Origin of the sequence: Sporolactobacillus terrae (assembly GCF_019930545.1) — a bacterium.
Lineage (GTDB): Bacteria > Bacillota > Bacilli > Bacillales > Sporolactobacillaceae > Sporolactobacillus > Sporolactobacillus terrae.
The window spans coordinates 1,402,610-1,425,791 of record NZ_CP082837.1 but is presented as its reverse complement, the minus strand read 5'-3'; the positions used below and the strand labels follow the sequence as shown (position 1 = coordinate 1,425,791).

Annotated in this window: 37 protein-coding genes; 28 read left to right on the top strand and 9 right to left on the bottom strand. The window is 42.5% G+C overall.

The window, feature by feature from the left end:
• Positions 1 to 44: 44 nt before the first annotated feature.
• Complete coding sequence (locus tag K7399_RS06715; RefSeq protein ID WP_028976474.1) at positions 45 to 1,157, bottom strand: iron-containing alcohol dehydrogenase family protein; 1,113 nt, start codon at positions 1,155 to 1,157, stop codon at positions 45 to 47.
• A gap of 274 nt (positions 1,158 to 1,431) precedes the next feature.
• Here K7399_RS06715 and K7399_RS06710 point away from each other — a divergent pair, with 274 nt between their 5' ends.
• From K7399_RS06710 to K7399_RS06695, 4 genes are all read left to right on the top strand, one after another.
• A complete protein-coding gene (locus K7399_RS06710; protein ID WP_028976473.1) occupies positions 1,432 to 2,394 on the top strand; it encodes a D-2-hydroxyacid dehydrogenase in 963 nt (320 codons plus the stop codon).
• A 327-nt stretch (positions 2,395 to 2,721) separates the two neighbouring features.
• Positions 2,722 to 4,137: a murein hydrolase activator EnvC family protein gene (locus K7399_RS06705; RefSeq protein WP_028976472.1), complete on the top strand. Its 1,416-nt coding sequence runs from the start codon at positions 2,722 to 2,724 to the stop codon at positions 4,135 to 4,137.
• Between the two features lie 122 nt (positions 4,138 to 4,259).
• Positions 4,260 to 5,408, top strand: a complete 1,149-nt coding sequence (gene glgD / locus K7399_RS06700) for a glucose-1-phosphate adenylyltransferase subunit GlgD (protein ID WP_328286231.1) — start codon at positions 4,260 to 4,262, stop codon at positions 5,406 to 5,408.
• Between the two features lie 214 nt (positions 5,409 to 5,622).
• Positions 5,623 to 6,399, top strand: a complete 777-nt coding sequence (locus tag K7399_RS06695) for an ATPase, T2SS/T4P/T4SS family (RefSeq protein WP_223362562.1) — start codon at positions 5,623 to 5,625, stop codon at positions 6,397 to 6,399.
• On the opposite strand, the gene K7399_RS06690 is transcribed toward K7399_RS06695, so the two are convergent.
• The 8 genes from K7399_RS06690 to K7399_RS06655 form a co-directional block, all read right to left on the bottom strand.
• The gene (locus K7399_RS06690; protein WP_223362561.1) at positions 6,333 to 7,499 is read right to left on the bottom strand and encodes a site-specific integrase; all 1,167 of its coding nucleotides are present in this window, start codon (positions 7,497 to 7,499) and stop codon (positions 6,333 to 6,335) included. The two genes, K7399_RS06695 and K7399_RS06690, sit on opposite strands and share 67 nt — an antisense overlap.
• 91 nt (positions 7,500 to 7,590) lie before the next feature.
• Positions 7,591 to 7,947, bottom strand: a complete 357-nt coding sequence (locus tag K7399_RS06685) for a hypothetical protein (protein ID WP_028976471.1) — start codon at positions 7,945 to 7,947, stop codon at positions 7,591 to 7,593.
• The gene (locus tag K7399_RS06680; protein ID WP_051577832.1) at positions 7,944 to 8,528 is read right to left on the bottom strand and encodes an ImmA/IrrE family metallo-endopeptidase; all 585 of its coding nucleotides are present in this window, start codon (positions 8,526 to 8,528) and stop codon (positions 7,944 to 7,946) included. Before K7399_RS06680 ends, K7399_RS06685 begins: the two co-directional genes overlap by 4 nt.
• 84 nt (positions 8,529 to 8,612) lie before the next feature.
• Positions 8,613 to 8,747 carry a sunset domain-containing protein gene (locus K7399_RS16350; RefSeq protein ID WP_223362589.1) on the bottom strand — a complete coding sequence of 45 codons (135 nt, stop codon included), beginning with the start codon at positions 8,745 to 8,747 and terminating at the stop codon, positions 8,613 to 8,615.
• Positions 8,748 to 8,853: 106 nt separating this feature from the next.
• Positions 8,854 to 9,687, bottom strand: a complete 834-nt coding sequence (locus K7399_RS06670; RefSeq protein WP_223362560.1) for a thermonuclease family protein — start codon at positions 9,685 to 9,687, stop codon at positions 8,854 to 8,856.
• Positions 9,688 to 9,807: 120 nt separating this feature from the next.
• A complete protein-coding gene (locus K7399_RS06665; RefSeq protein ID WP_028976470.1) occupies positions 9,808 to 10,464 on the bottom strand; it encodes a hypothetical protein in 657 nt (218 codons plus the stop codon).
• Between the two features lie 37 nt (positions 10,465 to 10,501).
• Positions 10,502 to 10,954: a hypothetical protein gene (locus K7399_RS06660; protein WP_028976469.1), complete on the bottom strand. Its 453-nt coding sequence runs from the start codon at positions 10,952 to 10,954 to the stop codon at positions 10,502 to 10,504.
• Between the two features lie 110 nt (positions 10,955 to 11,064).
• A complete protein-coding gene (locus tag K7399_RS06655) occupies positions 11,065 to 11,412 on the bottom strand; it encodes a helix-turn-helix domain-containing protein (protein WP_223362559.1) in 348 nt (115 codons plus the stop codon).
• A gap of 160 nt (positions 11,413 to 11,572) precedes the next feature.
• Here K7399_RS06655 and K7399_RS06650 point away from each other — a divergent pair, with 160 nt between their 5' ends.
• The 24 genes from K7399_RS06650 to K7399_RS06545 all read left to right on the top strand — a co-directional run bounded on the left by K7399_RS06650 (position 11,573) and on the right by K7399_RS06545 (position 23,178).
• The gene (locus K7399_RS06650) at positions 11,573 to 11,821 is read left to right on the top strand and encodes a helix-turn-helix domain-containing protein (protein WP_028976467.1); all 249 of its coding nucleotides are present in this window, start codon (positions 11,573 to 11,575) and stop codon (positions 11,819 to 11,821) included.
• On the top strand, positions 11,821 to 12,537 hold the full coding sequence (locus tag K7399_RS06645; RefSeq protein ID WP_223362558.1) for a phage antirepressor KilAC domain-containing protein: 717 nt from the start codon (positions 11,821 to 11,823) through the stop codon (positions 12,535 to 12,537). The genes K7399_RS06650 and K7399_RS06645 overlap by 1 nt, the downstream gene beginning before the upstream one ends.
• Before the next feature lie 49 nt (positions 12,538 to 12,586).
• Positions 12,587 to 12,715, top strand: coding sequence for a hypothetical protein (locus tag K7399_RS16145; protein WP_263282760.1), 129 nt, complete (start codon positions 12,587 to 12,589; stop codon positions 12,713 to 12,715).
• 15 nt (positions 12,716 to 12,730) lie between these two features.
• On the top strand, positions 12,731 to 13,069 hold the full coding sequence (locus tag K7399_RS06640; RefSeq protein ID WP_051577830.1) for a hypothetical protein: 339 nt from the start codon (positions 12,731 to 12,733) through the stop codon (positions 13,067 to 13,069).
• A 60-nt stretch (positions 13,070 to 13,129) separates the two neighbouring features.
• Positions 13,130 to 13,693: a helix-turn-helix domain-containing protein gene (locus K7399_RS06635; protein ID WP_028976465.1), complete on the top strand. Its 564-nt coding sequence runs from the start codon at positions 13,130 to 13,132 to the stop codon at positions 13,691 to 13,693.
• Positions 13,693 to 13,959 (top strand): hypothetical protein, encoded by a 267-nt coding sequence (locus K7399_RS06630; protein WP_223362557.1) that lies wholly within the window; start codon positions 13,693 to 13,695, stop codon positions 13,957 to 13,959. Before K7399_RS06635 ends, K7399_RS06630 begins: the two co-directional genes overlap by 1 nt.
• Positions 13,956 to 14,102, top strand: coding sequence for a hypothetical protein (locus tag K7399_RS06625; protein ID WP_223362556.1), 147 nt, complete (start codon positions 13,956 to 13,958; stop codon positions 14,100 to 14,102). Before K7399_RS06630 ends, K7399_RS06625 begins: the two co-directional genes overlap by 4 nt.
• Positions 14,095 to 14,268, top strand: coding sequence for a hypothetical protein (locus K7399_RS06620; RefSeq protein WP_223362555.1), 174 nt, complete (start codon positions 14,095 to 14,097; stop codon positions 14,266 to 14,268). Before K7399_RS06625 ends, K7399_RS06620 begins: the two co-directional genes overlap by 8 nt.
• A gap of 14 nt (positions 14,269 to 14,282) precedes the next feature.
• Positions 14,283 to 14,507 carry a hypothetical protein gene (locus K7399_RS06615; protein ID WP_223362554.1) on the top strand — a complete coding sequence of 75 codons (225 nt, stop codon included), beginning with the start codon at positions 14,283 to 14,285 and terminating at the stop codon, positions 14,505 to 14,507.
• Positions 14,508 to 14,580: 73 nt separating this feature from the next.
• Positions 14,581 to 16,575, top strand: coding sequence for an ATP-binding protein (locus K7399_RS06610; RefSeq protein ID WP_223362553.1), 1,995 nt, complete (start codon positions 14,581 to 14,583; stop codon positions 16,573 to 16,575).
• Positions 16,575 to 17,330 carry a phage recombination protein Bet gene (gene bet, locus K7399_RS06605; protein WP_223362552.1) on the top strand — a complete coding sequence of 252 codons (756 nt, stop codon included), beginning with the start codon at positions 16,575 to 16,577 and terminating at the stop codon, positions 17,328 to 17,330. The genes K7399_RS06610 and bet overlap by 1 nt, the downstream gene beginning before the upstream one ends.
• Positions 17,330 to 18,028 (top strand): MBL fold metallo-hydrolase, encoded by a 699-nt coding sequence (locus tag K7399_RS06600; RefSeq protein ID WP_223362551.1) that lies wholly within the window; start codon positions 17,330 to 17,332, stop codon positions 18,026 to 18,028. The genes bet and K7399_RS06600 overlap by 1 nt, the downstream gene beginning before the upstream one ends.
• Before the next feature lie 11 nt (positions 18,029 to 18,039).
• Positions 18,040 to 18,519 (top strand): single-stranded DNA-binding protein, encoded by a 480-nt coding sequence (gene ssb / locus K7399_RS06595; RefSeq protein WP_223362550.1) that lies wholly within the window; start codon positions 18,040 to 18,042, stop codon positions 18,517 to 18,519.
• A gap of 175 nt (positions 18,520 to 18,694) precedes the next feature.
• Entirely contained in the window at positions 18,695 to 19,432 is a 738-nt protein-coding gene (locus tag K7399_RS06590; protein WP_223362549.1) for a helix-turn-helix domain-containing protein, read from the top strand.
• Between the two features lie 13 nt (positions 19,433 to 19,445).
• Positions 19,446 to 20,258: an ATP-binding protein gene (locus K7399_RS06585; protein WP_223362548.1), complete on the top strand. Its 813-nt coding sequence runs from the start codon at positions 19,446 to 19,448 to the stop codon at positions 20,256 to 20,258.
• A 263-nt stretch (positions 20,259 to 20,521) separates the two neighbouring features.
• Complete coding sequence (locus K7399_RS06580; RefSeq protein ID WP_223362547.1) at positions 20,522 to 20,761, top strand: hypothetical protein; 240 nt, start codon at positions 20,522 to 20,524, stop codon at positions 20,759 to 20,761.
• Positions 20,761 to 20,967, top strand: a complete 207-nt coding sequence (locus K7399_RS06575) for a hypothetical protein (protein WP_223362546.1) — start codon at positions 20,761 to 20,763, stop codon at positions 20,965 to 20,967. The genes K7399_RS06580 and K7399_RS06575 overlap by 1 nt, the downstream gene beginning before the upstream one ends.
• Complete coding sequence (locus tag K7399_RS06570) at positions 20,960 to 21,331, top strand: hypothetical protein (protein ID WP_223362545.1); 372 nt, start codon at positions 20,960 to 20,962, stop codon at positions 21,329 to 21,331. The genes K7399_RS06575 and K7399_RS06570 overlap by 8 nt, the downstream gene beginning before the upstream one ends.
• On the top strand, positions 21,324 to 21,659 hold the full coding sequence (locus K7399_RS06565) for a hypothetical protein (RefSeq protein ID WP_223362544.1): 336 nt from the start codon (positions 21,324 to 21,326) through the stop codon (positions 21,657 to 21,659). Before K7399_RS06570 ends, K7399_RS06565 begins: the two co-directional genes overlap by 8 nt.
• The gene (locus K7399_RS06560) at positions 21,656 to 21,961 is read left to right on the top strand and encodes a hypothetical protein (protein WP_223362543.1); all 306 of its coding nucleotides are present in this window, start codon (positions 21,656 to 21,658) and stop codon (positions 21,959 to 21,961) included. The genes K7399_RS06565 and K7399_RS06560 overlap by 4 nt, the downstream gene beginning before the upstream one ends.
• Complete coding sequence (locus tag K7399_RS06555; RefSeq protein ID WP_223362542.1) at positions 21,958 to 22,476, top strand: Holliday junction resolvase RecU; 519 nt, start codon at positions 21,958 to 21,960, stop codon at positions 22,474 to 22,476. The genes K7399_RS06560 and K7399_RS06555 overlap by 4 nt, the downstream gene beginning before the upstream one ends.
• Positions 22,473 to 22,724, top strand: coding sequence for a hypothetical protein (locus tag K7399_RS06550; protein ID WP_223362541.1), 252 nt, complete (start codon positions 22,473 to 22,475; stop codon positions 22,722 to 22,724). Before K7399_RS06555 ends, K7399_RS06550 begins: the two co-directional genes overlap by 4 nt.
• Positions 22,721 to 22,852 carry a hypothetical protein gene (locus tag K7399_RS16140; RefSeq protein ID WP_263282759.1) on the top strand — a complete coding sequence of 44 codons (132 nt, stop codon included), beginning with the start codon at positions 22,721 to 22,723 and terminating at the stop codon, positions 22,850 to 22,852. Before K7399_RS06550 ends, K7399_RS16140 begins: the two co-directional genes overlap by 4 nt.
• The gene (locus tag K7399_RS06545; protein WP_223362540.1) at positions 22,849 to 23,178 is read left to right on the top strand and encodes a hypothetical protein; all 330 of its coding nucleotides are present in this window, start codon (positions 22,849 to 22,851) and stop codon (positions 23,176 to 23,178) included. Before K7399_RS16140 ends, K7399_RS06545 begins: the two co-directional genes overlap by 4 nt.
• The last annotated feature ends 4 nt before the right edge of the window (positions 23,179 to 23,182 follow it).

The following is a 23,182-nucleotide window of genomic DNA, read 5'->3' as shown; positions in this document are numbered from 1 at the left end:
ACCGGGGGATGTTTTGCCTCCGGTGCTGCTTCATCATGCGCTGGTTATTTCACTTTATTTTGTTCCGCCCATTTTTCCAATTCAATCATTGCTTGATAGACCGTTTCAACTGAAGGACTCAGCGGGTGCATATCCATAAGGGAAAAAGGTTTATGAACCGATGAATCAGCGATGTCATGAATTTCTTGGTCGGTTAGCGCACCCAGCGATAGATCTTCTAGGCAAAACGGAAGCTTAAGTGCCCGATAAAATGGGAGAAGACGAGTCATTTCATCGTATTTCTTTTCAATAACGAGTTCAACCATAATACCATATGCAACTTTAATACCATGAAGCAGATGGTGTGTTTCTTTGCGAATGGTCAACGCATCATGAACGGCATGAGCTGCAGTCGCGCGGGCGTATTCATCGCCAAATCCGCCAACTAACCCACTTGCCATGATATTGGTCTCCATGACTTCAATCCATTCATCGGAGAGCTTTCCCTGTTTCATATCCTCAATGGCTTGTTCCGCATGATTTAGCGGAATTTCTAAGCATTGACGAGCTGCTTCACGAGAAAAACGAAGTGCAAGACTGTTACGGTCGGCATTTTTTAATAGAAGGTCTGCTTCATACCACTTGGCAATGGTATCTGCGACTCCGGCGATAAAATAATCGATCGGTGAATCAAAGATAACACGAGGCTCGACCAAAAGAAGAAAAGTTTGATTTTGATAAATTTCATGGCCAATACATTCTCCGTTATCTTTATACAGTACGGAAAGACAAGACCATGCCGCACAGTTGCTTGCCATCGTTGGCAGCAAAATAACGGGTACTGCGCCGGCTTTATATGCTGCGGCCTTTGCGGTATCCATAACTTTACCGCCGCCTAGACCAATAATTGCATCGGCCTGTTTGCTGTGAATGAGGTCGATCATGCGTTGAATTTCACTTTTCGAGCATTCACCGTTAAAGGAGACATCAATGACCTCGATCCCTTGCTGGGATAGATCGGGAAGATATGGTGCTGCTTTTTGCATTGATTTGGTTCCGTGAAGCAAGATCACACGGTGAATGAAACGCGATTTAAGTTCAGGTGCAAGCCGATCATAGGCACCTTTTTCTAATACATATTCTTGAGGGGCAATTCGTGAAATAAGCTGCAAGGCCATTTTCTTTCTCTCCTTAATAAACATAACGATCTGATTTTTTCTATTTGTGTTGGAAACATCAGGTGTTTGGAACTATATAGTAGCCGTTTTCAGATCGACTTGTCAATTGGTAGATAGCGCTTACGTTCCTGGTTTGGCGAAGTTTTCAATGCAATTTTAGCATTAAATTAATACACTTGTTTTCAAGCATGATGATAGCTGGATCGATTATTTTTCTCTATACTATTAAGTAATCTCGGAAAATTGACAATAAAGGAAAGACAGGTGACGGGTAGTGAATAAAATAGTGTTCGGCTTCGATCAAGAATTCTCATTGCCGGCAGCAGAGTATGAGCAGCTTGTACAACGGTTTAAAGATCACTATGAATTTGTCCAACTCGATGCAAATACGGTTCCCGATTCGGTTTCTTTGGAGGATGCGGTTGCGTTCATCGGTGCGCCGTCAGCAGAATTGCTAAAGAAGATGCCGAACTTACGTTGGTTGCAGCTGCCAAGTGCTGGAGCCAATCATTTTGCGCATCATCCCAATCTTGCTAAAGAAGTTACCCTCACCAATTCAAGCGGCGTATTCGGTGTGATCGGTGCTGAGCATACGCTTGCCTTAATTTTAGCTTTAATTCGAGAAATTCCCTTGTACGTCAAGCAAACGGAGCGTCATCTTTGGCACGAAGGGGATCGTTGCTTGCAAATTGACGGTTCGACCTTTGGTATTATCGGCTTTGGAGACATTGGTTCGGAAATCGCACATCGCTTGAAGGCATTTGGCGCGCGCGTGCTTGCGGTAAAGCGCAACTTGAGCGGACTTTCTGAGGATGCAGATGCTGTTTATACGTTGGATGATTTGGATCCCGTCCTCAATGAATCGGATTTCGTGGTCAATGTGCTGCCTTTAACTCCTGAAACCAAGAATCTGTTTGATGCGAAACGATTTGCTGCGATGAAGGACGGCGTACAATTTATCAATGTCGGAAGAGGCGGGACTGTTGATGAGCGCGCCTTGATTGACGCAGTCCATTCCGGAAAAGTCGGTGGGGCAGCCCTCGATGTAACGGCTGAGGAACCGCTGCCTGAAAATCATCCTTTGTGGGATTTGCCGAACATTCTTATTACTTCCCATTCCTTAGGTGTTGGACCGGGAAAATATAAAAAAAGAAATGATTTAGTTGCGAAGAATGTAACAAACTTCATCACGGGTAAACCATTGAGAAACCAAGTGAATCGGGAACTTGGCTATTAAATCATCGCCTAAAAACGAGCATCGTTTTTTTATAGGTACCAGGTGTCTCACAGTCAGTCATGGCTGTGAGATTTTTCTTTGCAAGAAAAAGAAACAAGGAAGATCCTGGAGTGGACAGAAAATTTCAATCGTTGATACACATAATTAACAATTCTTACTAAATATTCGTCAACTGAAACAAAGTTGTAATCGAATTGTGTCGGACGATCGGCGAATCTGTTGTTATAATAAGAAGTATGTTGAAATTGATAGAATCATTGTTTCATTGTTTCGCAGTTGGCGAATGAATCAGTTGATAAACTGAGTTTGCGTAAGGGGTTTGAATAAATGAATGTACCGAAGTTAAAAATTGTCGCATCAGTATGCCTCTCATGTTCGCTTGTGTTAAGTGTCAGCAGCGGACCGGTTTTCGCGGCAACGACCCAATCTCAATTAAAAGATAAATTGAACACGATTCAAGATCAAAAACAAAAGAATAAGGAAAATCTTTCAAAATCAAAGCAAAAACTCTCGAAAAATCAGAACAAGCAAGACACGGTGGTTGAAGCGATCAAAGCTACCGATAAGAAGATCAGTACCTTAAACGGAAGAATCAGCAGCACACAAACGGTTATCGATCAAAATAAACTGAAAATGGAGCAATTGAAAAAGACGATTAATAAGATTAATCAGCGTATTGACGCAAGGGGCGAGATTCTTCGCGGGCGGATTCGAACGATGTATATTAGCGGCGGGGCGGTAAACTATCTCGATGTCCTCATGGGCGCGAAGAGCTTTGGCAATTTTCTTGACCGCTTGCTGGCCCTTAAAATGATTACAGATCAGGATAATCGAATCATTAACGATCAAAAAAAGGATAAACAAGTTCAACAAAACAGCAAAGAAAAGCTGCAGAATGTTCTCGCGCAAACAACGAACGCGTTACATAACTTAACCACGATGAAAACCAGTTTAGATAAGGAGAATAATCATAAACAAGGCTTACTTAAAGATCTTCAAAACCAAGCGGATGACATTGAAAAAACTGTTTTTTCGACAAGCGAACAACATGACATATTGAGTGCCCAAGAATCTGTAGTTAAAAAGCAGCTTGACGATTTGGCAGCGGCAAAAGCAAAAGCAGAAGCTGAAGCAAAGGCGAAGGCAGAAGCAGAGGCGAAGGCAAAAACGGAAAGAGAAGCGGCAAAAGCAAAAGCAGAGCGGACGAATACAGCAATTGCGAAGAATGCTGCAGATAGCAGTACATCTGCAGCAGCCGACTCAGATTCGAATCAGAGCAGCGGCACGGTTGAGAATGCTCAGCAAACATCTGCTGAAACGGTTTCTTCGGCAAATACGAGTGCTCAATTCATCAGACCCGCCGCGGGTTATATCTCGTCAGGTTTCGGCTACCGTTCATTTGATCATGGATTTCATCCGGGAATTGACATTGCGAACAGTACAGGTACGCCAATTCATGCGGCAGCCGACGGGATTGTCTTCAGAGCTTATCAATCGTCCAGTTATGGAAATTGTATTATGATTTCTCATGTGATCAATGGACAGCTCATGACAACCGTATATGCCCATTTGTCAGCGATCAATGTATCAGAGGGACAAAGCGTCTCGCAAGGACAGACGATTGGTGCAATGGGGAGTACCGGTGAGTCGTTCGGATCACATTTGCATTTTGAAGTCTATAATGGACGTTGGACACCGCCGCCGCACAATGGTGCGGTGAATCCGCTCAATTATATCAATTAAAGAGGTTTTCTTGAAGAAGAGCTAGCTTAAGCAGCTGTTCTTCTTTTTTTATTCTGATTCCCTGTTCGACGCATAAAGTTATGGTATACTTTTTTGTTTTGCATTTGTAGCGGGATGAGGAGCTGATCAAACTGAGGAATCAAAAGATTTGCGGCATAATTAATTTATCGGACTCAATGGAAACGTCAAGGCTTTTAACGGTCAGCAAACCTTTGGCAGCACTTCCGTTTTGCGGCAGTTACCGACTGATTGATTTTCCATTGTCGAATCTTACTGCAGCCGGATCCGAGTCGATCGGTATTTTTATGAACGAACAATACCGTTCCATTTATAATCATGTTCGCAGCGGCAGCGATTGGGATCTCGATGGAATCAGCGGAGACCTTTTCTTTTTTGCACCGGGAATTGATCAATCACGGTACGGACAGAATCATGAAGATCTTGTTAATTATTATGACAACCTTGAATTTGTTGAAAAATCAGATTCAGACTATGTCGTCGTCTTGGGGGCACAGGTTCTGTGTAATATCGACTTGCGCGCCTTATTGCAAAATCATCTCGAACAAAAAGCAGCCATTACCGTTGTCTATAAAACGGCGCGGCGAAGTGAGGGTGAAAGCCTTCCGATTGTAGAACTGGACATGAGCAAAAATGGAAGAATCAAGGGGATGGTCTCAGAAGAAACGTTGGACAAAAAACGGGTGCCGATAAACATGGAAATTTATTGCATGAAAGCATCGCTTTTTATAAAAGTTGTACGCTGTTCAGTTGCAAGAAATGAAGTGTACTATTTGCGTGAAGCGCTGCACCAGGCGGTTGCAGAATTTTCCACTTATGGATTTGAATATACAGGTTATATGAAAAAAATCCAGTCAATAAAAGCGTATTATGATGCAAATATGGATATGCTCAAGGATGCGAACCGGATTGCCCTTTTGGGAGGCAGCCATCAGATAGGGACAAAGATGAAAAACGAAGTCCCCGCCTATTATGGACCTAAGGCTGCACCATATCATGCGTTAATCGGTGAGGGGTGTCGGGTGAATGGCTGTATCCGTCATTCGATAGTGAATCGAAATGTTTCAGTTTATGAAGGAACGAATCTTGAAGACTCCATCATCTTGGAGGATTGCATCATTGGCGAAAATGTGTACTTAAAACATGTGATTGTCGGACAAGGTACGTACGTAAAACCAAATACACGAATAACCGGACGAGCGGATCAGCCCTTTGTCCTTGAAAAGAAGCAGACGCCTCATAGGATTCCTTGAATAAGCTAATAGGTTGGATCAATCGCTCATTCGAAATGAGCGTTTTTTGCCTGCCATTATCAATTTAAAGGATACGCAATTTTTTCCTCTCTTTTTTTAAAAGTTAGCTTTTCAAAAAGGAAATGAAACCTTACGCGGTGAATTAATATATAGTAAACCCCTGTATTTCGAGATCAAGTCGGCCTGCACAAACAAAAGGAAAGCAGGTGAACTTGTGTCGGAAATCGACAGCAGTACCCTTGAGAAAAGTCGAGATTTATTAAAGCGTGCCCATGAATCCGGTGCTTCTGACCTTCACTTTACGCCGCGCGAGAAAGACACACTGGTTGAGTTAAGAATTAATGGGTATCTTTATGAACTCAGCGTCCTTAAGCCCAGTTCTGCAGAACAAATCATCAATCATTTCAAATTTTGTTGCGGGATGGACATTGGTGAACGCCGTCTCCCGCAAAGCGGAGGTATGCGGGTTGTGATTAATCACGATCTTGTATATTTGCGCGCATCGATCCTTCCCACTGCAAATGAAGAAAGCCTAGTGATTCGGCTGCTTCCTCAACAAACTGAGCTGCCCATTGATGATTTAACTGTATTTGAAGAAGCCAAGAAAGCTTTATGCTCGCTCCTTTCTTATGACAGCGGGTTGATTTTAATTTCAGGGCCGACAGGATCCGGGAAAACAACCACGCTCTACTCCATCCTTTCAACCTTGCAGCGCCGTTATCGTGCACGTGTCATTACAATTGAAGATCCAATTGAAAAAAAGAACGATGCCTTCGTCCAAATGGAAGTTAATGAAAAAGCACATTTTACCTATGCGGAGGGCTTTCGCGCATTGCTTCGCCATGACCCGGATATGATTATGATTAGAAGCAAGAAACATTGTTATATCAATGTTTATCGGATGCATTACATTGAAACCGACCACTATTTGACCACATTCATTTTATTTTTGTTCATATTCAGTCGTTCGGAGAGAAGAGCAACACCTTGAACCTGCATTTCCGGTTTAACATGGGAATAAAGATCAAGAGTGATTTTTACGCTTGCATGACCCAAACGTTCACTTACAATTTTAGGATTTACTCCAAGTTCAAGAAGCTGGGTAGCGTGCGTGTGTCGCATATCATGTATTCTAATCTTGGGCACGCCTGCAGCTTTAATTATACGATTAAAAAATTTATTGATGTTTGTTGGCCGCATCGGGCGACCATCGTCATAACAAAAAAGTAAGTCATTGTCATTGTATTTTTTTCCATAAAGCAATTTTAATGCACCTTGTTTACTTATTTGATCCTTTAAATATTTTTCAATCGTTTCGTCAAATAGGATTGTACGCTTTGAGTACGAGGTCTTTGGCGAACAAACAAACGCTCCGCCTTGCATTTCGTAAACACTTTGATTAACATGAATTTGTTTGGATTTAAAATCAATATCTCTTTTTCTCAAACCAAGAACTTCGCCTTTGCGCATCCCTGTATTTAGTGCAACACCAATAAAATTTGAGTACATAGAAGTATGATGACGATTAATATATTTCAAAAGCTTTTCTGACTCCTCAAATGTCCAGGTCTTCATGTGCTTATCTTCTTTCAGATTTTTAATTAATGAAAATGGATTAAAGAAGATGATCCGTTCCGTTACAGCTTTTTTAATCATAGATCGAACTATATTCAGCGCTTTATTAATGGATACATTATTTAAATCCGTCTCTTCGATTAGATAGTCTAGAAACTCCTCAGCATGCCTAGCATTCAGTTTTTCTAGTGTTATGCTGCCAAGAAAAGGAACAATATAATTATTTATTTTTCCTCTATATTGAATAAAAGTGGTTTCGGCAATACGTCCTTTTTTCGATTTCAAGTATTTTTTAGCGTAATCTTCAATCTTGATATTCCCCGCCTGAACATTGATACCCTGATTAGCTTTATCGAGCAAATCCGCTACTTTGCGCTCGGCTTCTTTTTTCGTTTCAAATCCTCTTCGACTGAGTTGTCGGCGTTTACCAGTCATTGGATCATTGGGAAGGTTAATCGTAAATCCCCAAGTATATCCTTTTGAATTTTTGGCAGGTATTTTTCTAAAGTACGCCACGACTAAAACCTCCTGTAAGAAAAAAGATTATGACAAGCATATTAATCAGCGAACACTAATAAAAGAGCATAAATATGCTGGAATATGGTTATCAGATAATTAATTTAGGTATATCATCAAATAAATAGCAACTGTTTGACTGGATTTGGATGACGTCGGCAACAAGTATGATAAAGTGGTCGATTTCTTCAATTACTGAACCAATACGCTGTTTAACCATTAATAAGTCAATGCCAATCTCCTCGTATCTTCTTCCAGTGGTGAGTTCGGCAAGGGAAATACTACACCCGATTGAGTCATCAATATATTCTCCAATAAATATTGAGTCGTAGTTCAGCGCATCGATGTATAGCTTGTTTTCAACTTGTGTCGCCTCGCGTAATGGCACTTTTAGCCAAATAGGCCGCTTTACATCATCAGAACCAATATCATAAATCAATGTGTTCATACAAGTTTTGCTCCTGTTTGTTTTGAAAGCTGCTTCATAATCCTTTTTGTTTCGTCTGAGCAGTTTTGAAGAGCGAAGGGTTTGAATACTGGAACGTACCGTTCTCGCTGACGGCGCTGCTCCCAGTAGGTTTTCTGACGGATATCTTCGATCCGTTTATGCGCTAGCGCCTTTGTGACGTTAAATTCCTCCATGATGCTGTTCATAGTGTATGGCTTGCTAAAATCGATCATATGGAAGGGGATAGCGGCATACATCGCAAATAAATTGGCGTCCCACTCTTGGTATTCCCGAAGAGATTGGGGCATGTTGGTTTGATCGCCATAATGGCGTAGCACATGACCGAGTTCGTGCAAAAACTGTTCATGTTGTTCAGGAAGCTGTAGCCGCTCATCGGTTACGATAAAAGAACCTAGCTCATTAGTTTTGGATCCGGCAATACCAAAATGATTAGTGTACTCAATATCGAAAGCTTTGCAAATTTTACTCGAGCATATATCACTAGGATAGAGGATACCGGCTTTTATAAGGGTGTCAGATACCCATTTTTCCACAAGTGGAGGAGTGTATGGTTTGTTCAAATTAATCACCTCAATATTTCAAGAACATATGTTCGATTATAGAGCAAAAAGAAAAGCCCGTAAAGGGCAATTTATGTTTATGTGTTATCTCTTCGATCTTCGATACCCGGCATTGATCGCATCTTGCTCAGTATTAAACCACACGATATTGTCCTGCGTTCGGTCGTAATACGCACCTCCAGGAACGTGATAAATCTTTGTATTTGCATTACCTTTTATTTTTCCTCTGTACTGCGTGCTCTGCTCCTGGTCATCAGCCGGATTGTTTTCAAAGGGCTTGGTTGAACTGGTGGAATTGGAAGCAGCGGGTTTATTAGCGTTGTTATTATTTGATGGCGCGCTCTTTTTTTGGAGTTACCGCAACTGATTTTTGAGAACTGCTGTTACTTGAATTGTTGTTTGATGATGTTGTTGTATCTTTTTTCTTCACTGTACCTGCAGCCTTTGGCGTATTGAAGCCTGAATCTGTCACATATCCATTAATTGACCAAATGCCTAGTTTATTATTTTTAGCATAGTTTTGAGCTGCATTCAGTTTGTCCAAGTGCTGTGTGTTTGGTGGATAGATGTAAGCAACGCGGGCAAGTCCTTTGCGTACAATCTTTTCATTGTAAAGTTGACCATTCGGAAGGTAGATGAAGGCGAGCAGGCGTCCATATTTGTCACGTTCGTATCCTTTCTTACCGATCTCCAACTTAATCTTGGTTCCGACCGGCATTTGACCGACAGCGAATGCAGACGCCTTAATCCCAAAAGGCTGCACCGGTGTACCTGGTTTATGTGTTTCCGGTGTATCGATCAGCAACATGCGGATCGTTTCGTCTTTGCCTTTAAAGTTAACGTGGAGCGTATCGCCGTCAACTTCTTTTGTTACGGTTGCGGTGACAAGTTCTTTAACTGCATCTGCTGCAGTCTTTGGTTTTGATGCTTGAGACGACGAGCTATCAACTGATGTCGTTTGGGAAGAATAAGAAGAACTATCCGATAAACTATCAGCGCTCGATGATGAATTGGATGATGCAGAGCTTGAATCTTTAGCAACTGATTCAGTTTTTACTGTGCTCGAACTATCGCTGTTGTCGGTAGCGCTAGTGGAACTGCAAGCTACAAGCGATATTGAGATTAAAATGGACAGTAGTAGTGCGGTAATTCTTTTCATGATTTCCTCCATAATTTCGTCTTATTTATGTAAATGCCTTGCGGCAAAATACCTAAGTAGGGGAAGCGGAACGATGTGTAGATCAAAGGGGTATTCCTTTCTCTGTGTGGTTGAAAAACGTTATTTTAATAGTTTGCTCATGTAGTAGTTATCAGTAATATTAGGATATTGGGTGTAGTCAAATGAATCCCATTGGATCTTCTTAGCGACGCTTTTTGTCAGCCCAACCTTGGCCAACGTTCCGACTGATTTTTTACCGTATTTATCCACTACATCAGCATCCCAAAAGACTACGACTTCATTGACTTTCTTGATTTTGAATTCTTTGCTCATAATTAAGGATGTTTGGTAAAGTGCTACTCGTTTGGTAGCTTCGTTTGATTTGATATGAATGAGGACGATTTTTCCACCATCATTTTTTCCAGTATCGTCATTAATATCGACTTCTTCAACTTTGCCTATTTGAGGCTTAGCTGAAGATTTTATTTTTGTTTTTAATGTTTCCTGATTAGCGGAAGATTGAGCGGATGCTAGAGCTTCTTCATCATCTTTCGTTAAATAAATACTATCTGATGCTTTCGAATTAGAGTTATCACTAGACGGCTTATCATCTTCATTGAAGAAAAGCGATGTAACGACACACACAGCAAAAATAACTATACTTGCCGCAAATAATTTCACACCCTTTTTTCTCATTTTCTTAGGAATCATCAAAACGGCTCCCACAAAAAAAGATACGATTGATAAGGCGGTAATAATTGAAATGGAAGCAATCATCGATATCCCCCTATGAATATTTATATAGATTAAGCGTTTAAAACTTCTTACGTAATCGTTCAAAGCCTTCTTTGCCGATTTTGTCGTTCGGCGCAAATATTAACTGGACCTTAGTTTTATAAACACTGACTATGTTCTCTCGCGAACCTTCGCCATTAGTTAGCTTCAGTAAGATATATCGGATCGTTTCACCTTTCTCTTTTTCTTTAATAAGTTTCATGACTTTAATGTCAGAATAATGTTCACTAAAAACGCCATCATCTTTCATAGAAGACATCATAGCTATAAGGCTATTATCTTTTGACATTAAATCATTCATTGCTCGATATTGGTTCGATTCTTTACCACTGTACATTGCTTTTGTGAAGTCGTAAGCGACTTGTTCTGCTGTTGAAAATTGATCTTTTGGAATGCCGTTTACACTCTGACCACAAGACGAAAGAATTAAAGTGGAAATAACTGTCAATAGAATAAGTGCTTTTATCTTCATAAAATCCCCCCTATGAATATCTATCTATTAAATATGTACTACCTCAATAATAATAAAAATCCCACACCTAAACGGGCGCTCTTTGAGCGTCTTTTTTCATGGTGTGGGTTTCAATCGCTGTCTTTATTTTGTCTTTTTTGTTTTCTACGCTGAAGCATTTTGTACACTTGTTCAAGGTCTTCTAAGTCTTCCTCGGTAGCATCATCTAAGTCGAAGAAGAAGCGGCTTTCCGACCGTTTTTCGGGATTTTTTATGTCCGATAAGCCTAATAAATAATCCGATGTCACCTCGTAATACTCGGCAAATTTTGCTATTAAATCAGGATCTGGATTTGCTTTCCCCGTCTCGTATCGAGAAAGTTGAAAATTCGTTATACCGAATCGCGAAGCAGCCTCTTTTTGGCTTAGTCTTTTTGATTCTCTCAACTCTTTTAATCGATCACCAAGGGCTTTTTTCAATAAAATTACCCCCATAAAAAATCATCCCCTTAATTTTATCATCTTTGCGTTTAATGCAAAAATAAATAGCGAAAAACGCTAATTTAGTATTGACGTAGCGAATAATGCAATATATAATATGAATATGGAGTTGCAAAAAACGCTACGGAGGTGATAAGGAATGGCAGTTCTAAACCTTGAGAAAATAAAGGATTTGAGAAAAGAAAAAAAGTTATCTCAAGAAGAACTTGCTGAACTGTTAAGGTTTAAAAGCGTTTATTCCTATAACAGAAAAGAACTTGGACACGTTAAGTTTTCGGCAGATGAGTTACATGCACTAGCGATTTTTTTCAAAGTTCCATCAGAATATTTTTTTGATCAGGATGTAGCGAAAAACGCTACGAAAGATAAAGAAAAGGAAGTGATCTAATGAACCAGCTTATCCCTACTCATCAAACAGAAAATGGTGAATTGAAAGTTCATGGTCATGAACTTTACGAATTTCTTCTAATCAAAGAAAGATATTCAAAATGGTTCGAGCGAATGACCGGATATGGCTTCACAGAAGGGGTTGATTATAGCCCGTACCAAATGGTACACCCCCAAAATCTTCAAATGATCGAGGATCACAAAATGACAATCAACATGGCTAAAGAAATTTCAATGCTTCAGAGAACGCAACGCGGCAAAGAAGCGCGACAGTATTTTTTAAAACTTGAGATGCTTTGGAACAGTCCTGAAATGATCATGAAGCGTGCGCTTGAATTCGCAAATGCCAAAATAAATGAACTTAATAATACGATTGACATCCAGAAGCCAAAAGTCCTGTTTGCCGATTCCGTAGCCGACAGTAACGGGTGCATCTTGATTGGCGATCTTGCAAAGATGTTGAAGCAGAATGGAATCGACATTGGTGCTACTCGATTGTTTCGCTGGATGCGTGAAAATGGCTATCTGATCAAGCGTAAAGGAACAGATTACAACATGCCAACGCAAAAGAGTATGGAAATGGGTCTTTTTAGGATTAAAGAAACAGCGATCACGCACAGTAATGGATTTGTAACGCTATCTAAAACGCCAAAAGTTACTGGCAAAGGACAACCATATTTCATAAATAAATTTTTGAAAAACGGTGTTCCGGCATGAACAATCTACCCAATGCCTGATTACAAAGCAAAAAGGAGGCGGATCAAAAATGACTGAAGCCGAAAAAGAACTGATTGAAAACCTTGCTGAAGAAGCAAACCAAATCATCGCGAGTAACGGCTTTAGTGAGGACGTTAAAGAAATCGTCCAAGCCATCGCCACGCTCAAGCACAACTGAAAGGAGGCGACACAAGTGTTCAAAGCTGAATTTGACGACGATTTTATTAATTTGTTGGCTGACAAGATCGCTGATCGTGCCTATGAGAAACTCACCGATCGATTGAGCGTTTACAGTGACTGGCCGCCGATACTCTCAAAGGCTGATTTGGAATCCTATTGCGGTATCAAGAACAACAAAGCATCTGAGCTGTTAAATGATCCGCGGCACTTCCCAGTTACACGTGAGCTTGGTCGTCCGAAAGTTGCGAAGCATCTCCTTATCTTATGGATTGAGCAGAACACCGAATGGGTGAAACTGAATGCGCCAGTGCTTTATCGGCGATTGGATGAATACCGAAAGACGGCGGTATGAAAGTAACAACTTATGATTCTATCTTAACTGGAAAATAATAGTAGATTTGGAGGCGAACATATGACGAACAAAGCGTATCCACGCTACATTTTGAAAAATATAATGCATGACGATCGCATTGAGGCAGGAATAAGTCAAGAAGCAATTGGCAAATGTCTAGGCAAAACTCAACGTCAAATCAGCGATTTTGAAAATGGCTACATCAATGCAACACCAGAGTTTATGATTCGCTGGTTCACGGTTTTAAAAGCTTACGAACATATTGACCTTGTCCAGTACATTTACAGTCTACATCCACTGGCTGCGGTGCCGATTACGCCGGAATTAAACGACAACGCAGCCGAGGCGCTGATCAACTTGCAGGAGCAAATCGACGAAGCAGAGGACAAGCTCGGAACGATTCGACATTGGATCAGCAACCTACGTCCAACTCGGATTTCGGTACTGAAAACAGATGATTGGCAGCAAGTTTATGACGTTTATCGAGCATTGCAAACATTCCTTTACGCAGGAATGAGAGAATTTGACTTAGATGTTGACGACCTGACAAGCCGTTGGTCAACAAAGGCATTAACTCAGGGCGTGGCAATGACCTATAAGCCGAAAAAGGCGGCGATGATGTAATGAACCTCTTCACGGACGAACTGAAAGAACATTTTTCAGATAAGGATTTACCGGCGGTTAAAGAACGTATCGAATGCATTGAGCGCATGTTTCATGCATGGCAATTAAGAATCGCTCTTGGCGAATTGGAGGACGCCGACACAAATATTGATGAAATTTGCAACTGCATGGACGAGCTGATCGCACTGGTCAATAAGCCGGAACAACCGTTTCTTTCTACAATAGAGCATCTGAAAATAATGCGAATCGTGGTGAGAAAAAGATGAACGAAGTCCTGAATCGAATCACAGAACTGGAAGACCTGCACGAGAAAGCGAAGCGCAAGGGCATGGCGGTTGCAGAATGCTTTTTCTATCGGCAGCTGGTCGAATTCAAGGCGATTGCAAAGCGTGGTGAACTGAATGCCTGAAAAAGATTCTGCTTATTACAACCAAGCATTTTTCGGTTATATAACGCTTGCTGCTGATCGTCTCGGTTACACAGAAGAACAGGAATCGAAGTTGAAAGCCGCTTTGTTACGCGTGATGGATGATAACTCCTTTGAACAAGCAAGGAACGTTTATTTGAACCACTGAGAGGGGGTGATGAAATGGAACGAAACCATTTTACTGAACTGGTTCTCTTCCAAAAAGAACTTGCTGAACATGATTTGAAAGTAACAAAAAACCTGTCTTTAAGAAGTGTTACTGATGCGGAAAAAGGTTTCTTCGCTGGAATGCTTCAAGCGAATCAGAGCGAAATTAATCGGCTTGATCGACTTTATGAAGTTTGTACAGCAAACGAAAAGAACGCCGGCCAGGGCGCTCTTAATTGAAAACTACTTGTAAATGTTTCATCCCCTTTATTTTAACAGGGGTCACGGTGATAAATCAAATGGAGGTGTGGAAATGACAAAGCGAATTTCGCTAGACAGTCTTTTGATAGAAAATTTCAAGGGTATCAAGAGATTTGAACTGAATGCCAATAGCGCAAACGTGAATGTGTTTGGCGACAATGCCACAGGCAAGACGACAATCTTCGATGCTTTCACTTGGGTGCTTTTTGATAAGGATTCAGCTGATAAGAAAGACTTTCAACTTAAAACAGTGGATGTCGCCGGCAAGGAGCAACACCATCTTGATCATTCGGTTGCTGTCTCATTCTTGGTAGATGGACGACCACTTGAACTGCAGAAGGTTTTCAAAGAAAAGTGGACGAAGAAGCGCGGTAGCGCAACGAGCGAATTCAGCGGTCACACCAATGACTATTTCGTAAATGGCGTGCCGGCGAAAAAGAAAGAATTTGATGAAACGGTTTCCGATCTTGTGTCGAGCAATGAGAACCTGTTCAAACTCATTACTTCGCCCACCTACTTTAATGAGCAACTGAACTGGAAGCAAAGGCGGAAAGTTTTGCTCGGTGTCTGCGGTAATCTGACAGATGAAGATGTGATTGCAAGTAACAAAGAGCTCGCTGATCTACCTAACATTCTTGATGGTCACGACATTGAGGACCTAAGAAAGATCATTGCGGCGAAGCGGAAAGAGATCAATCAGGAGCTTGAACGAATCCCGATTCGAATTGACGAAGCAACGAAGTCAAAACCGGAATTGGATGGACAGAGTGAAGCGGGCCTAACGGCTAAAGCGGCTGACCTACAGGAACAGATTAATTCTATTGACGACAAGATCAGCGCGATCCGGTCAGGCGGTGAAGTTGACAAAAAGCGGAATGAGATTCGGAAGATCGAAGGTATTCAGCTTGATCTCCGAAACAATTTTCAAAAAGGTATTCATGAAGAAATCGATGAAAAACGTTCTAAATACTTTGCGGAAAAGAGCGATCACGACCAATATCTTCGAACGATTGCGGATCGAAAAGAAGAAATAAAATCGAATGAACGGCGCATAAAGCAGAACGGGGAAAAAGCTGAAGAACTTCGATTAAACTGGGCGAGCGAAGACGCAAAGCAATTTGAATTTACAGGTGAAACTGTATGTGCAGCTTGTGGGCAAGAGCTTCCTGTGGATCGTGTAGAAGATGCGAAGACGCATGCAGAAGCTGAATTCAACAGGATTAAGGCTAAGAAGCTAGAAGAAATTCAGCGCCAAGGTAAGGAACTCGTTGAAGAAATTAAGCGGCTGAACAGAGCAAATGAAGAGAATGGTGTTGATGTTGCTCAGTTCGGAGAATCAGCTGATGTTACAAAAAAAGTCATGGACAACCTGCAGGAGCAAATCGATAAGCTGAATGCTGGAACGAAGAGCATCATGGATGATCCGGAATATCAACAAACGCAGAAACAAATTAAGACGCTTGAACTTGAAATTAAGGGCCTGCAGGCATCAACAGATGATGCAATCATGGCTGAGAACGAAAAGAAACGAGATCTGAAAGGGCAACTTGCTTCAACTGAAACAGCATTACTCAAGTTTGATTCCGCGCGCCGGATCGACAAGCGGATTGCTGAGCTTGAAGAACACGAAAAACGTTTGGCTAAAGAATTTGAACGTACTGAGTACGAATTGAATCTGACGGAAGAGTTCATTAAAACCAAAGTGAATTTACTCGAGGATCGTATCAATTCAAAGTTCAAAATGGCGCGGTTCAAATTATTCGCAGAACAGATCAACGGCGGGTTGAATGAAGTCTGCGAAACCACTTATCAAGGCGTGCCCTATAACGCTCTGAATAACGCAGCCAAGATCAATGTCGGGCTTGATATCATTAATACTCTTTCGGAGTTTAAAGGTCTGTCAGCTCCAATCTTTATCGATAACCGTGAAGCGGTTACAAAGCTGATCGATATCGATGCACAGATCATCAGTCTGATTGTTTCAGAAGCGGACAAGCAGCTGAGAGTTGAGCAAGAAGAAAAACCAGTTGAGGAGGCGGTTATCTGATGGCAAACGAACAGAGAAATGATCTGATAAATACTGAGTTTGAAGCGAACGGCGAAAAAGTTAAATTAGACTCGGCAACAGTCGTGCAATATCTAGTCCGTGGTAATGAACAGGTTACTAAGCAAGAGGTTGTAATGTTCATCAACTTATGCAAATACCAAAAGTTGAATCCATTTCTGAATGAGGCGTACCTAGTGAAATTTAAAGGAGCGCCGGCTCAAATCATCACAAGTAAGGAAGCGTTCATGAAACGCGCGGAAGCTAACGAGCATTATGCCGGGTTAGAAGCAGGAATCATGGTTGATCGGGGCGGTGAGATCGTCAATTTGGAGGGTGCGGTTAAGCTTTCTACTGATAAATTAATCGGCGGATGGGCAAAGGTCTTCCGTAATGATCGCAAGGTTCCAGTTAAAGTACAAATCAGTTTTGATGAATTTTCCAAGGGACAAGCAACTTGGAAACAGATGCCACTCAACATGATCCGTAAGACAGCGATTGTGAACGCGATGCGTGAGGCCTTCCCGGGCAATCTCGGCAGTATGTACACAGAGGAAGAGTCACAAGCGGAACGGAAGGACATCACAGCGGAAGTTAATCAAGAAGTTCGCCATAAAGCAAACCAAGAGATTATTGATATTCAACCGGATCCTGTAGAAGAACCGAAGCAAGAAAAACAATCGAAACCTAGGACACAGACGGTCGAGAACGATCCTGTAGGAGACTTTGAGCAAGCGTCAAAGAAGGCACCGTTCTAATGGAGATACAAGTTATAGCATCAGGGAGCAGCGGTAACTGCTACCGCATAAGGGACGGAACAACGTCCTTGCTCCTAGAGTGCGGCATACAGATCAAACGGATCCAGCAGGCACTGAACTTTCATCTGACAGATGTTGATGCATGCTTGATCTCACATGAGCATGGCGACCACAGCAAGGCGGCCAGTGACGTTTTAAAGGCAGGAATAGACATTTACACTAGTGCAGGAACAGCTTCCGCTTTGGGGCTCACAGGACATCATATGAAGCTTGTCCGAGAAAAAGAACCGTTCAGCATCGGAACATTTACAATTTTGCCCTTCGATACGGAGCACGATGCAGCTGAACCTTTAGGATTTTTGATCGCGGATCAATCCGGAGAAAAACTACTATTCGCAACGGATACCTACTACATCAAGTACAAGTTTCAGAGGCTGACTCATATCATGCTGGAATGCAATTATTCAGTAGATATCCTGAATGAAAATATTGAATCCGGACTGGTACCAGGGGTTCTAAAGAATCGACTTTTGAAATCACATTTTAGTTTGGAACATGTGAAAGAGTTTTTGACAGCCAATGATCTATCGGACGTCAAAGGGATTTGGCTGATCCATTTATCCAATAACAATTCAAACGCAGAGCAGTTTAAGCGAGAAATTATGGAGACCACAGGCAAGACGGTATACATCGCATAAGGAGGGATTAGATGATCAATCGAGTCGTACTTGTTGGGCGTCTCACAAAATCGCCTGAGCTCCGGTATACGCCCAATGGCGTAGCGGTTGCAAACTTCACACTAGCTGTCAATCGACCATTTAAAAAGCAAGACGGCGAGCAGGAGGCAGATTTCATTCCAGTCGTTGTCTGGCGCAAACAAGCCGAGAATGCAGCAAACTTTCTGAGAAAGGGAAGCCTTGCCGGTGTTGATGGTCGGATTCAAATCCGAAACTATGAGAACAACGAAGGTCGCAGAGTTTACGTGACGGAAGTGATTGCTGACAGTGTGCAGTTTCTTGAGCCGAAAGGCACGCATTCTGGTGATCAATCAACGAGCCAAGGCAATTACAGCAGCGGGAGCAGAAGCGCCGGCACAAGCCAATCTCAGCGATCTGGGCCAAGCTTCGATGATCCGTTTGCAGGAGACAGCAAGGAAATTGATATTTCAGATGATGATCTGCCGTTCTAAGCTAGTTTTTAACGTAAGGGGGTGAGGGGCAATCAATGGCTACATTAAAGATTATCGGAAAGAGCTTGAGAGTGACATATGGCTGATGCCCCCTATCTATCATCGAACCTGGCAGTACTTGAAATACAAGATGAATCATGCACCTCAGAAAATTCCGATGCGAGACGGTAGTTTCTTGGAGATCAAACCAGGTCAGCATTTAACCTCGATACGGAACATTGCAAAGGGTGTTGGATATTATGATCAATCAGTTTTTCATGAGCCAAGTACAAAGACGATTCGACACATTTTAGAGTGGCTTGAGAAACAAGGCATGATTTCCAAAAGTAATGGAAAGGGAAACAGACAGTACACACTAATATCCTTGTTGCAATGGGAAAAATACCAGTCTCAAGAAGAAAAGGGAAACAGCAAGGAAACAGCAGGGAAACAGCTCGTACCTATAAACAAGAATGATCAAGAATGTTTTAAGAAAGAGATTACTACTGCTGCTAATAATAGCGCGCGTGTTGGAGAAGACGGCGGGGTGCCTACGACCGAAATCGTTCAGCCAGCCCAAGATGAGGGTGGATGGGGACAAATACCGCAATCCTCCAAACAGCAGCTGTTAAACAAATTTATCCAGTTTCGCGGACATGGGTTCTTTACTTCACCAAAGGATGAAGTTGCAGCTGATGAAATTCTAGCAAAGATCCCGATAGAAAAGGCTATGCGGTGGCTGGAAGAAGTATTCCGTGACTATCGGCCAAAGCATCCACGAGACCGGATCAATAGCTTAGATTATTGCGTCGGTCCAATGTTTGATCGGATGGAAGCTGAAAAAAGTAAAAAAGCAAAGCCTATGCGGACATTCGGAGGGTTCTCAATAACCGATTCAGAACGGGAAGCAAGCAAGAAGAAATACGGATTTTAGGAGGTGATGACGGATGGAAACAGCAGCGAAAGCAATGGGTTTTAAAGCGCCACGAAGTCGAGTGCTTAAAGAGTTCAAATGCCCCGGTTGCGGAGAAATGGTTCAGGCAACTGAGTTCACGATTCCGCTTGGCCCGCATAAAGGCGAGACTTTTGTCAAAAACGTTGGCTGCCGTTGCGAGGATAAAGAACTGGCTATGCAGGCGGTCCGTAATCACCAAGCCATGCTTGATCGCAAAGCTCGGGACATGTTCGATAGCAATTCGCTGATCAACAAAGCGCTGCAAAAAGCGACGTTTGAAAACTATCAGCCAACGACTGCGGCATTACGAGAAGCAAAGCTCAAAATCTATCAATTCGCGCAGACCTTTGATCCGGATGAATCGTGCAATCTGCTGCTGAAAGGCTCATACGGAACAGGGAAAAGCCATCTGTCCGTCGCTGCCGTAAAAGTTTTGCTGGATCGCGGATATACATGCTTATTCTTGTCAGTGCCGAAGCTGCTGACAAAGATCAAGAACACTTACAATCGGGACGCTAAGTGGTCTGAGAACGACATCATGGATTACATACAACGGGTAGACCTCTTGGTTCTGGATGACGTAGGGACCGAGTACACGAATCTACGGAACGATCAGGACAACTGGACGCAAAGTAAACTGTTCGAGATTATGGACAGCCGGAGCGGACGGAACACGATCTACACGACAAACTTAGGCAGCGCGGAGCTTGAAAAAAAAATCAATTCCCGGAACTTTAGCCGGATGATGGATGACACGGAAATAATCATCATGGACGGACCGGATTACCGAAAAAAGCAATTTTGAGAGGTGAACTTTTGTGGTTAAAGCAGAATACGTAATGCCAGGTGTTATTCAGGTCACTGCAAACGGACCAATGCTCAAGCAAGACGATGAAGAGTGGTTCAGAAACTTGGAAAAAGAGGTTAAGGAGGGGGTCGCACGTGCTAACGCTAGCACTTTTAATCACCGCGTCAATCGCTCTACTCAGCCTAGCGACATATGCCGCGTACTGTAAGGGCTGCGAACTAGAGGATCAGCTGCGGAAAGAAAGTAAGAGGTGAAGCGGCTTGGTAATAAAAAGTGTTATTTATACAACGGTTGAATATCAGCTTTTTCTCAAGCGAATGAGTCGAAAAGAACAAATACAACAGATCAAAAAATCGATTATAGCCGATTACTCAAATCGAAAAGAAGTACAGAACAAAATAAGGGTTACCATAACGTATTGCAACCGTTATTGCAGCAAGATTAAATACAGGATGATAGTTCCTGATTGGAACAGCGAACAGAAAGAAGGCGAAGCATAATGAGCGATGAAGGCTCATTTATGATTGACGGTTGGGAGTTAATTCCTTGGAAAACGAAAACGAGCGGATGGGTTGTCAGTGACAAAGATCTAATTCACGGCGCGCATCCCGAAGATCACTTTGAAAAGAAAACGATCATCATTGCCAAAAGCAAAATACGCCGTTTGTATCAGACCATGAAAGACGAGGAGGAGAACGATGAGTGAAGATGTGTATGTGCTGAAAAGAAAATTAAATTCAATTGATCTCCAAAAGTTGAACAAAAATCCTTATGAGTCAAACACAAGAAAAATATTTGCAGTATTGAATGTGGCAGGAAATATTGACAGAATTGAAATTTCACAAGTCGAAGATTGGATCGCCGCACTGAAAAGCGGCAAGAAGATCGTCAATCCGCTTAGCCCGAAAGAGGAATTTAGACGGAGTTTAGGTCATCTTTGTGGCCTAGCAAATTCAGTAGGTGGAGAATATCTTCAACTAAAAAATGAAATTTTAGAGGTAGTAAGAATCATCGCCAAAGAGCATCCTGACGTTGGCGAGTGGCTGAAAGAAGATGATCCCAATGCTTAAACCCTTCACAATCAATGGTCACCACATTGACGGTGATCTTCTCAAGCAGATGGAGCAAAACGGACTAAATAAGAACAACGTGTTCAATCGGATCTGCGTGCAGAAATGGACACTGGAGGAAGCTGTCAGCACCAAGAAAGGTGAGAAGCGCGCGCCACGACCATTTAAACCACGCCAGGTACTAGCTAGTAGCCCGGTTAAGCATTACTTTCTCTCGAAAGCGGAGCTGGACGAGGTGCATCGCAAATATGGCATGCCTGGACAGCATTGCAAGGACTACGGCGATAATAAGCAGCCAATTGCGCTAAGGGGAGCGTGGCACGGGTGAGCGATCGACTGAGATACATTAAACGAATCATTCGAGAGCAAGGAGAGCGTGATGTAATTTCCTTGCGTAGGGACGATGCAGTGTGGCTTATCGGCACGGTGGTTCAGCTGCGAGATGATAATGAGTACCACGAAAAGCGCATGAAAATGTATGAAAAAAGAGCGGTACATTTAGCTACAGTAAACGATCAGCTAAAGGAAGCCAACTGTGCAAATACGGCATTGCTCGACAGACTTTATTTAATCGCCCCTGACAAGATTGAAGAAGCGATTGACATGCAGAAGGAGAGTGAGAAGCCATGACCACACACCGAAACCTCGGCATGCAGCTGGAACAGGAGATCGAATCGAGCAACCGCGCCTACATGATGAAGGGGATTGCCGTTATCCAAAAAGTGGCTACACCGTTTAAACCACTAAGGGACAGACAAGGGAACTTCAGTAAGTTAATCCCGGCGGAAAAGAGCACAGTGGACTTTATTGGCTGCCTGAACGGTCGAGGGATTGCCTTTGACGCTAAGGAGACCAAACGTCCAAGTCTGCCACTGGCAAACGTACACGATCATCAGACGAGGTATCTGAAACGATACAAGGATTGCGGCGGCTATGCGTTCCTGCTCGTGCGGTTTATTAAGCACAATGAGACCTACATCCTGCCAATCAAGGAATTCGTCAAATGGCATGACGCGGTGCCGAATGGCGGGCGGAAGAGCATTCCGTATGAATGGTTTATTGAAAACTGCGAATCTGTGTGGAGTCGGAACGGGATTGCGCTCGACTATCTGCTGCCAATAAGAACGGGGAAGGTGACGGCATGACTGAATTGGAACTCTATAAGTTTTGCCAAGATAAAGAAATTGACTGGCGAGGAGATAAGCTGATCCTCTGGATTGAGCCGTATGATCTGAAAGAATTCGCAGACCTTCTCGGGATTGATTATCTGTGCGAGGGCGGGGTGCGTGCGTATATCCTCGCAGAAGGAACGATAGCAGTTGAATTGAACGATCTCCAAAATGACTTTGACATTGATCTTGAGCACATCCTCGCGAAAGAGGCAGCGACATGAGTCGCCGCCGATGGATCTTACTCTTTCGGATGGAGGAGCGGCAGAAAGTTTGGCTGTATGAGCAGCTGCAAAGGCATGATCTAAATGCTCGTTTGCGCGATGGATGGAAGGAAGTGAGGGCAAAATGAACGATCCTGAAACGTTTAAAAATCCATGTGCGATCTGTCATAAACGGCCAGCTACTAGGTATTGCGATTATGTGATTGACTGTTGGCATCCACAAATATTCCTGCGGGACCGTATGAGATGCGTTAAGGAAAATGAACCGAGTTATGAGACTTGTGATGTGCCGATGTGCGAGGAATGCGCCAAAAATATTGATCGTGAAATTGACTTCTGTCCGTATCATTTTGAACTTTACCAGAAGGCAAAAGAGATACCGGAAAAATGGAAAAAAGAACAAGCAAGAGTGAAGAGACAGATCAATACAGAGTTACTGAATGGAAGTGATTGAAAGG

Excerpts from the sequence above, each read along its gene's own strand:
- K7399_RS06650 (WP_028976467.1), top strand. The coding sequence starts at position 11,573 with ATGGCAGTTCTAAACCTTGAGAAAATAAAGGATTTGAGAAAAGAAAAA.
- K7399_RS06635 (WP_028976465.1), top strand. The coding sequence starts at position 13,130 with ATGACGAACAAAGCGTATCCACGCTACATTTTGAAAAATATAATGCAT.
- K7399_RS06545 (WP_223362540.1), top strand. The coding sequence starts at position 22,849 with ATGAACGATCCTGAAACGTTTAAAAATCCATGTGCGATCTGTCATAAA.
- K7399_RS06615 (WP_223362554.1), top strand. The coding sequence starts at position 14,283 with ATGGAACGAAACCATTTTACTGAACTGGTTCTCTTCCAAAAAGAACTT.
- bet (WP_223362552.1), top strand. The coding sequence starts at position 16,575 with ATGGCAAACGAACAGAGAAATGATCTGATAAATACTGAGTTTGAAGCG.
- K7399_RS06570 (WP_223362545.1), top strand. The coding sequence starts at position 20,960 with ATGAGTGAAGATGTGTATGTGCTGAAAAGAAAATTAAATTCAATTGAT.
- K7399_RS06610 (WP_223362553.1), top strand. The coding sequence starts at position 14,581 with ATGACAAAGCGAATTTCGCTAGACAGTCTTTTGATAGAAAATTTCAAG.
- K7399_RS06625 (WP_223362556.1), top strand. The coding sequence starts at position 13,956 with ATGAACGAAGTCCTGAATCGAATCACAGAACTGGAAGACCTGCACGAG.
- K7399_RS06705 (WP_028976472.1), top strand. The coding sequence starts at position 2,722 with ATGAATGTACCGAAGTTAAAAATTGTCGCATCAGTATGCCTCTCATGT.
- K7399_RS06715 (WP_028976474.1), bottom strand. The coding sequence starts at position 1,157 with ATGGCCTTGCAGCTTATTTCACGAATTGCCCCTCAAGAATATGTATTA.
- K7399_RS06565 (WP_223362544.1), top strand. The coding sequence starts at position 21,324 with ATGCTTAAACCCTTCACAATCAATGGTCACCACATTGACGGTGATCTT.
- K7399_RS06685 (WP_028976471.1), bottom strand. The coding sequence starts at position 7,947 with ATGAACACATTGATTTATGATATTGGTTCTGATGATGTAAAGCGGCCT.
- K7399_RS06660 (WP_028976469.1), bottom strand. The coding sequence starts at position 10,954 with ATGAAGATAAAAGCACTTATTCTATTGACAGTTATTTCCACTTTAATT.
- K7399_RS06665 (WP_028976470.1), bottom strand. The coding sequence starts at position 10,464 with ATGATTGCTTCCATTTCAATTATTACCGCCTTATCAATCGTATCTTTT.
- K7399_RS06585 (WP_223362548.1), top strand. The coding sequence starts at position 19,446 with ATGGAAACAGCAGCGAAAGCAATGGGTTTTAAAGCGCCACGAAGTCGA.
- K7399_RS16140 (WP_263282759.1), top strand. The coding sequence starts at position 22,721 with ATGAGTCGCCGCCGATGGATCTTACTCTTTCGGATGGAGGAGCGGCAG.
- K7399_RS06670 (WP_223362560.1), bottom strand. The coding sequence starts at position 9,687 with ATGAAAAGAATTACCGCACTACTACTGTCCATTTTAATCTCAATATCG.
- K7399_RS06555 (WP_223362542.1), top strand. The coding sequence starts at position 21,958 with ATGACCACACACCGAAACCTCGGCATGCAGCTGGAACAGGAGATCGAA.
- K7399_RS06620 (WP_223362555.1), top strand. The coding sequence starts at position 14,095 with ATGCCTGAAAAAGATTCTGCTTATTACAACCAAGCATTTTTCGGTTAT.
- K7399_RS16145 (WP_263282760.1), top strand. The coding sequence starts at position 12,587 with ATGACTGAAGCCGAAAAAGAACTGATTGAAAACCTTGCTGAAGAAGCA.
- ssb (WP_223362550.1), top strand. The coding sequence starts at position 18,040 with ATGATCAATCGAGTCGTACTTGTTGGGCGTCTCACAAAATCGCCTGAG.
- K7399_RS06630 (WP_223362557.1), top strand. The coding sequence starts at position 13,693 with ATGAACCTCTTCACGGACGAACTGAAAGAACATTTTTCAGATAAGGAT.
- K7399_RS06600 (WP_223362551.1), top strand. The coding sequence starts at position 17,330 with ATGGAGATACAAGTTATAGCATCAGGGAGCAGCGGTAACTGCTACCGC.
- K7399_RS06575 (WP_223362546.1), top strand. The coding sequence starts at position 20,761 with ATGAGCGATGAAGGCTCATTTATGATTGACGGTTGGGAGTTAATTCCT.
- K7399_RS06550 (WP_223362541.1), top strand. The coding sequence starts at position 22,473 with ATGACTGAATTGGAACTCTATAAGTTTTGCCAAGATAAAGAAATTGAC.
- K7399_RS06645 (WP_223362558.1), top strand. The coding sequence starts at position 11,821 with ATGAACCAGCTTATCCCTACTCATCAAACAGAAAATGGTGAATTGAAA.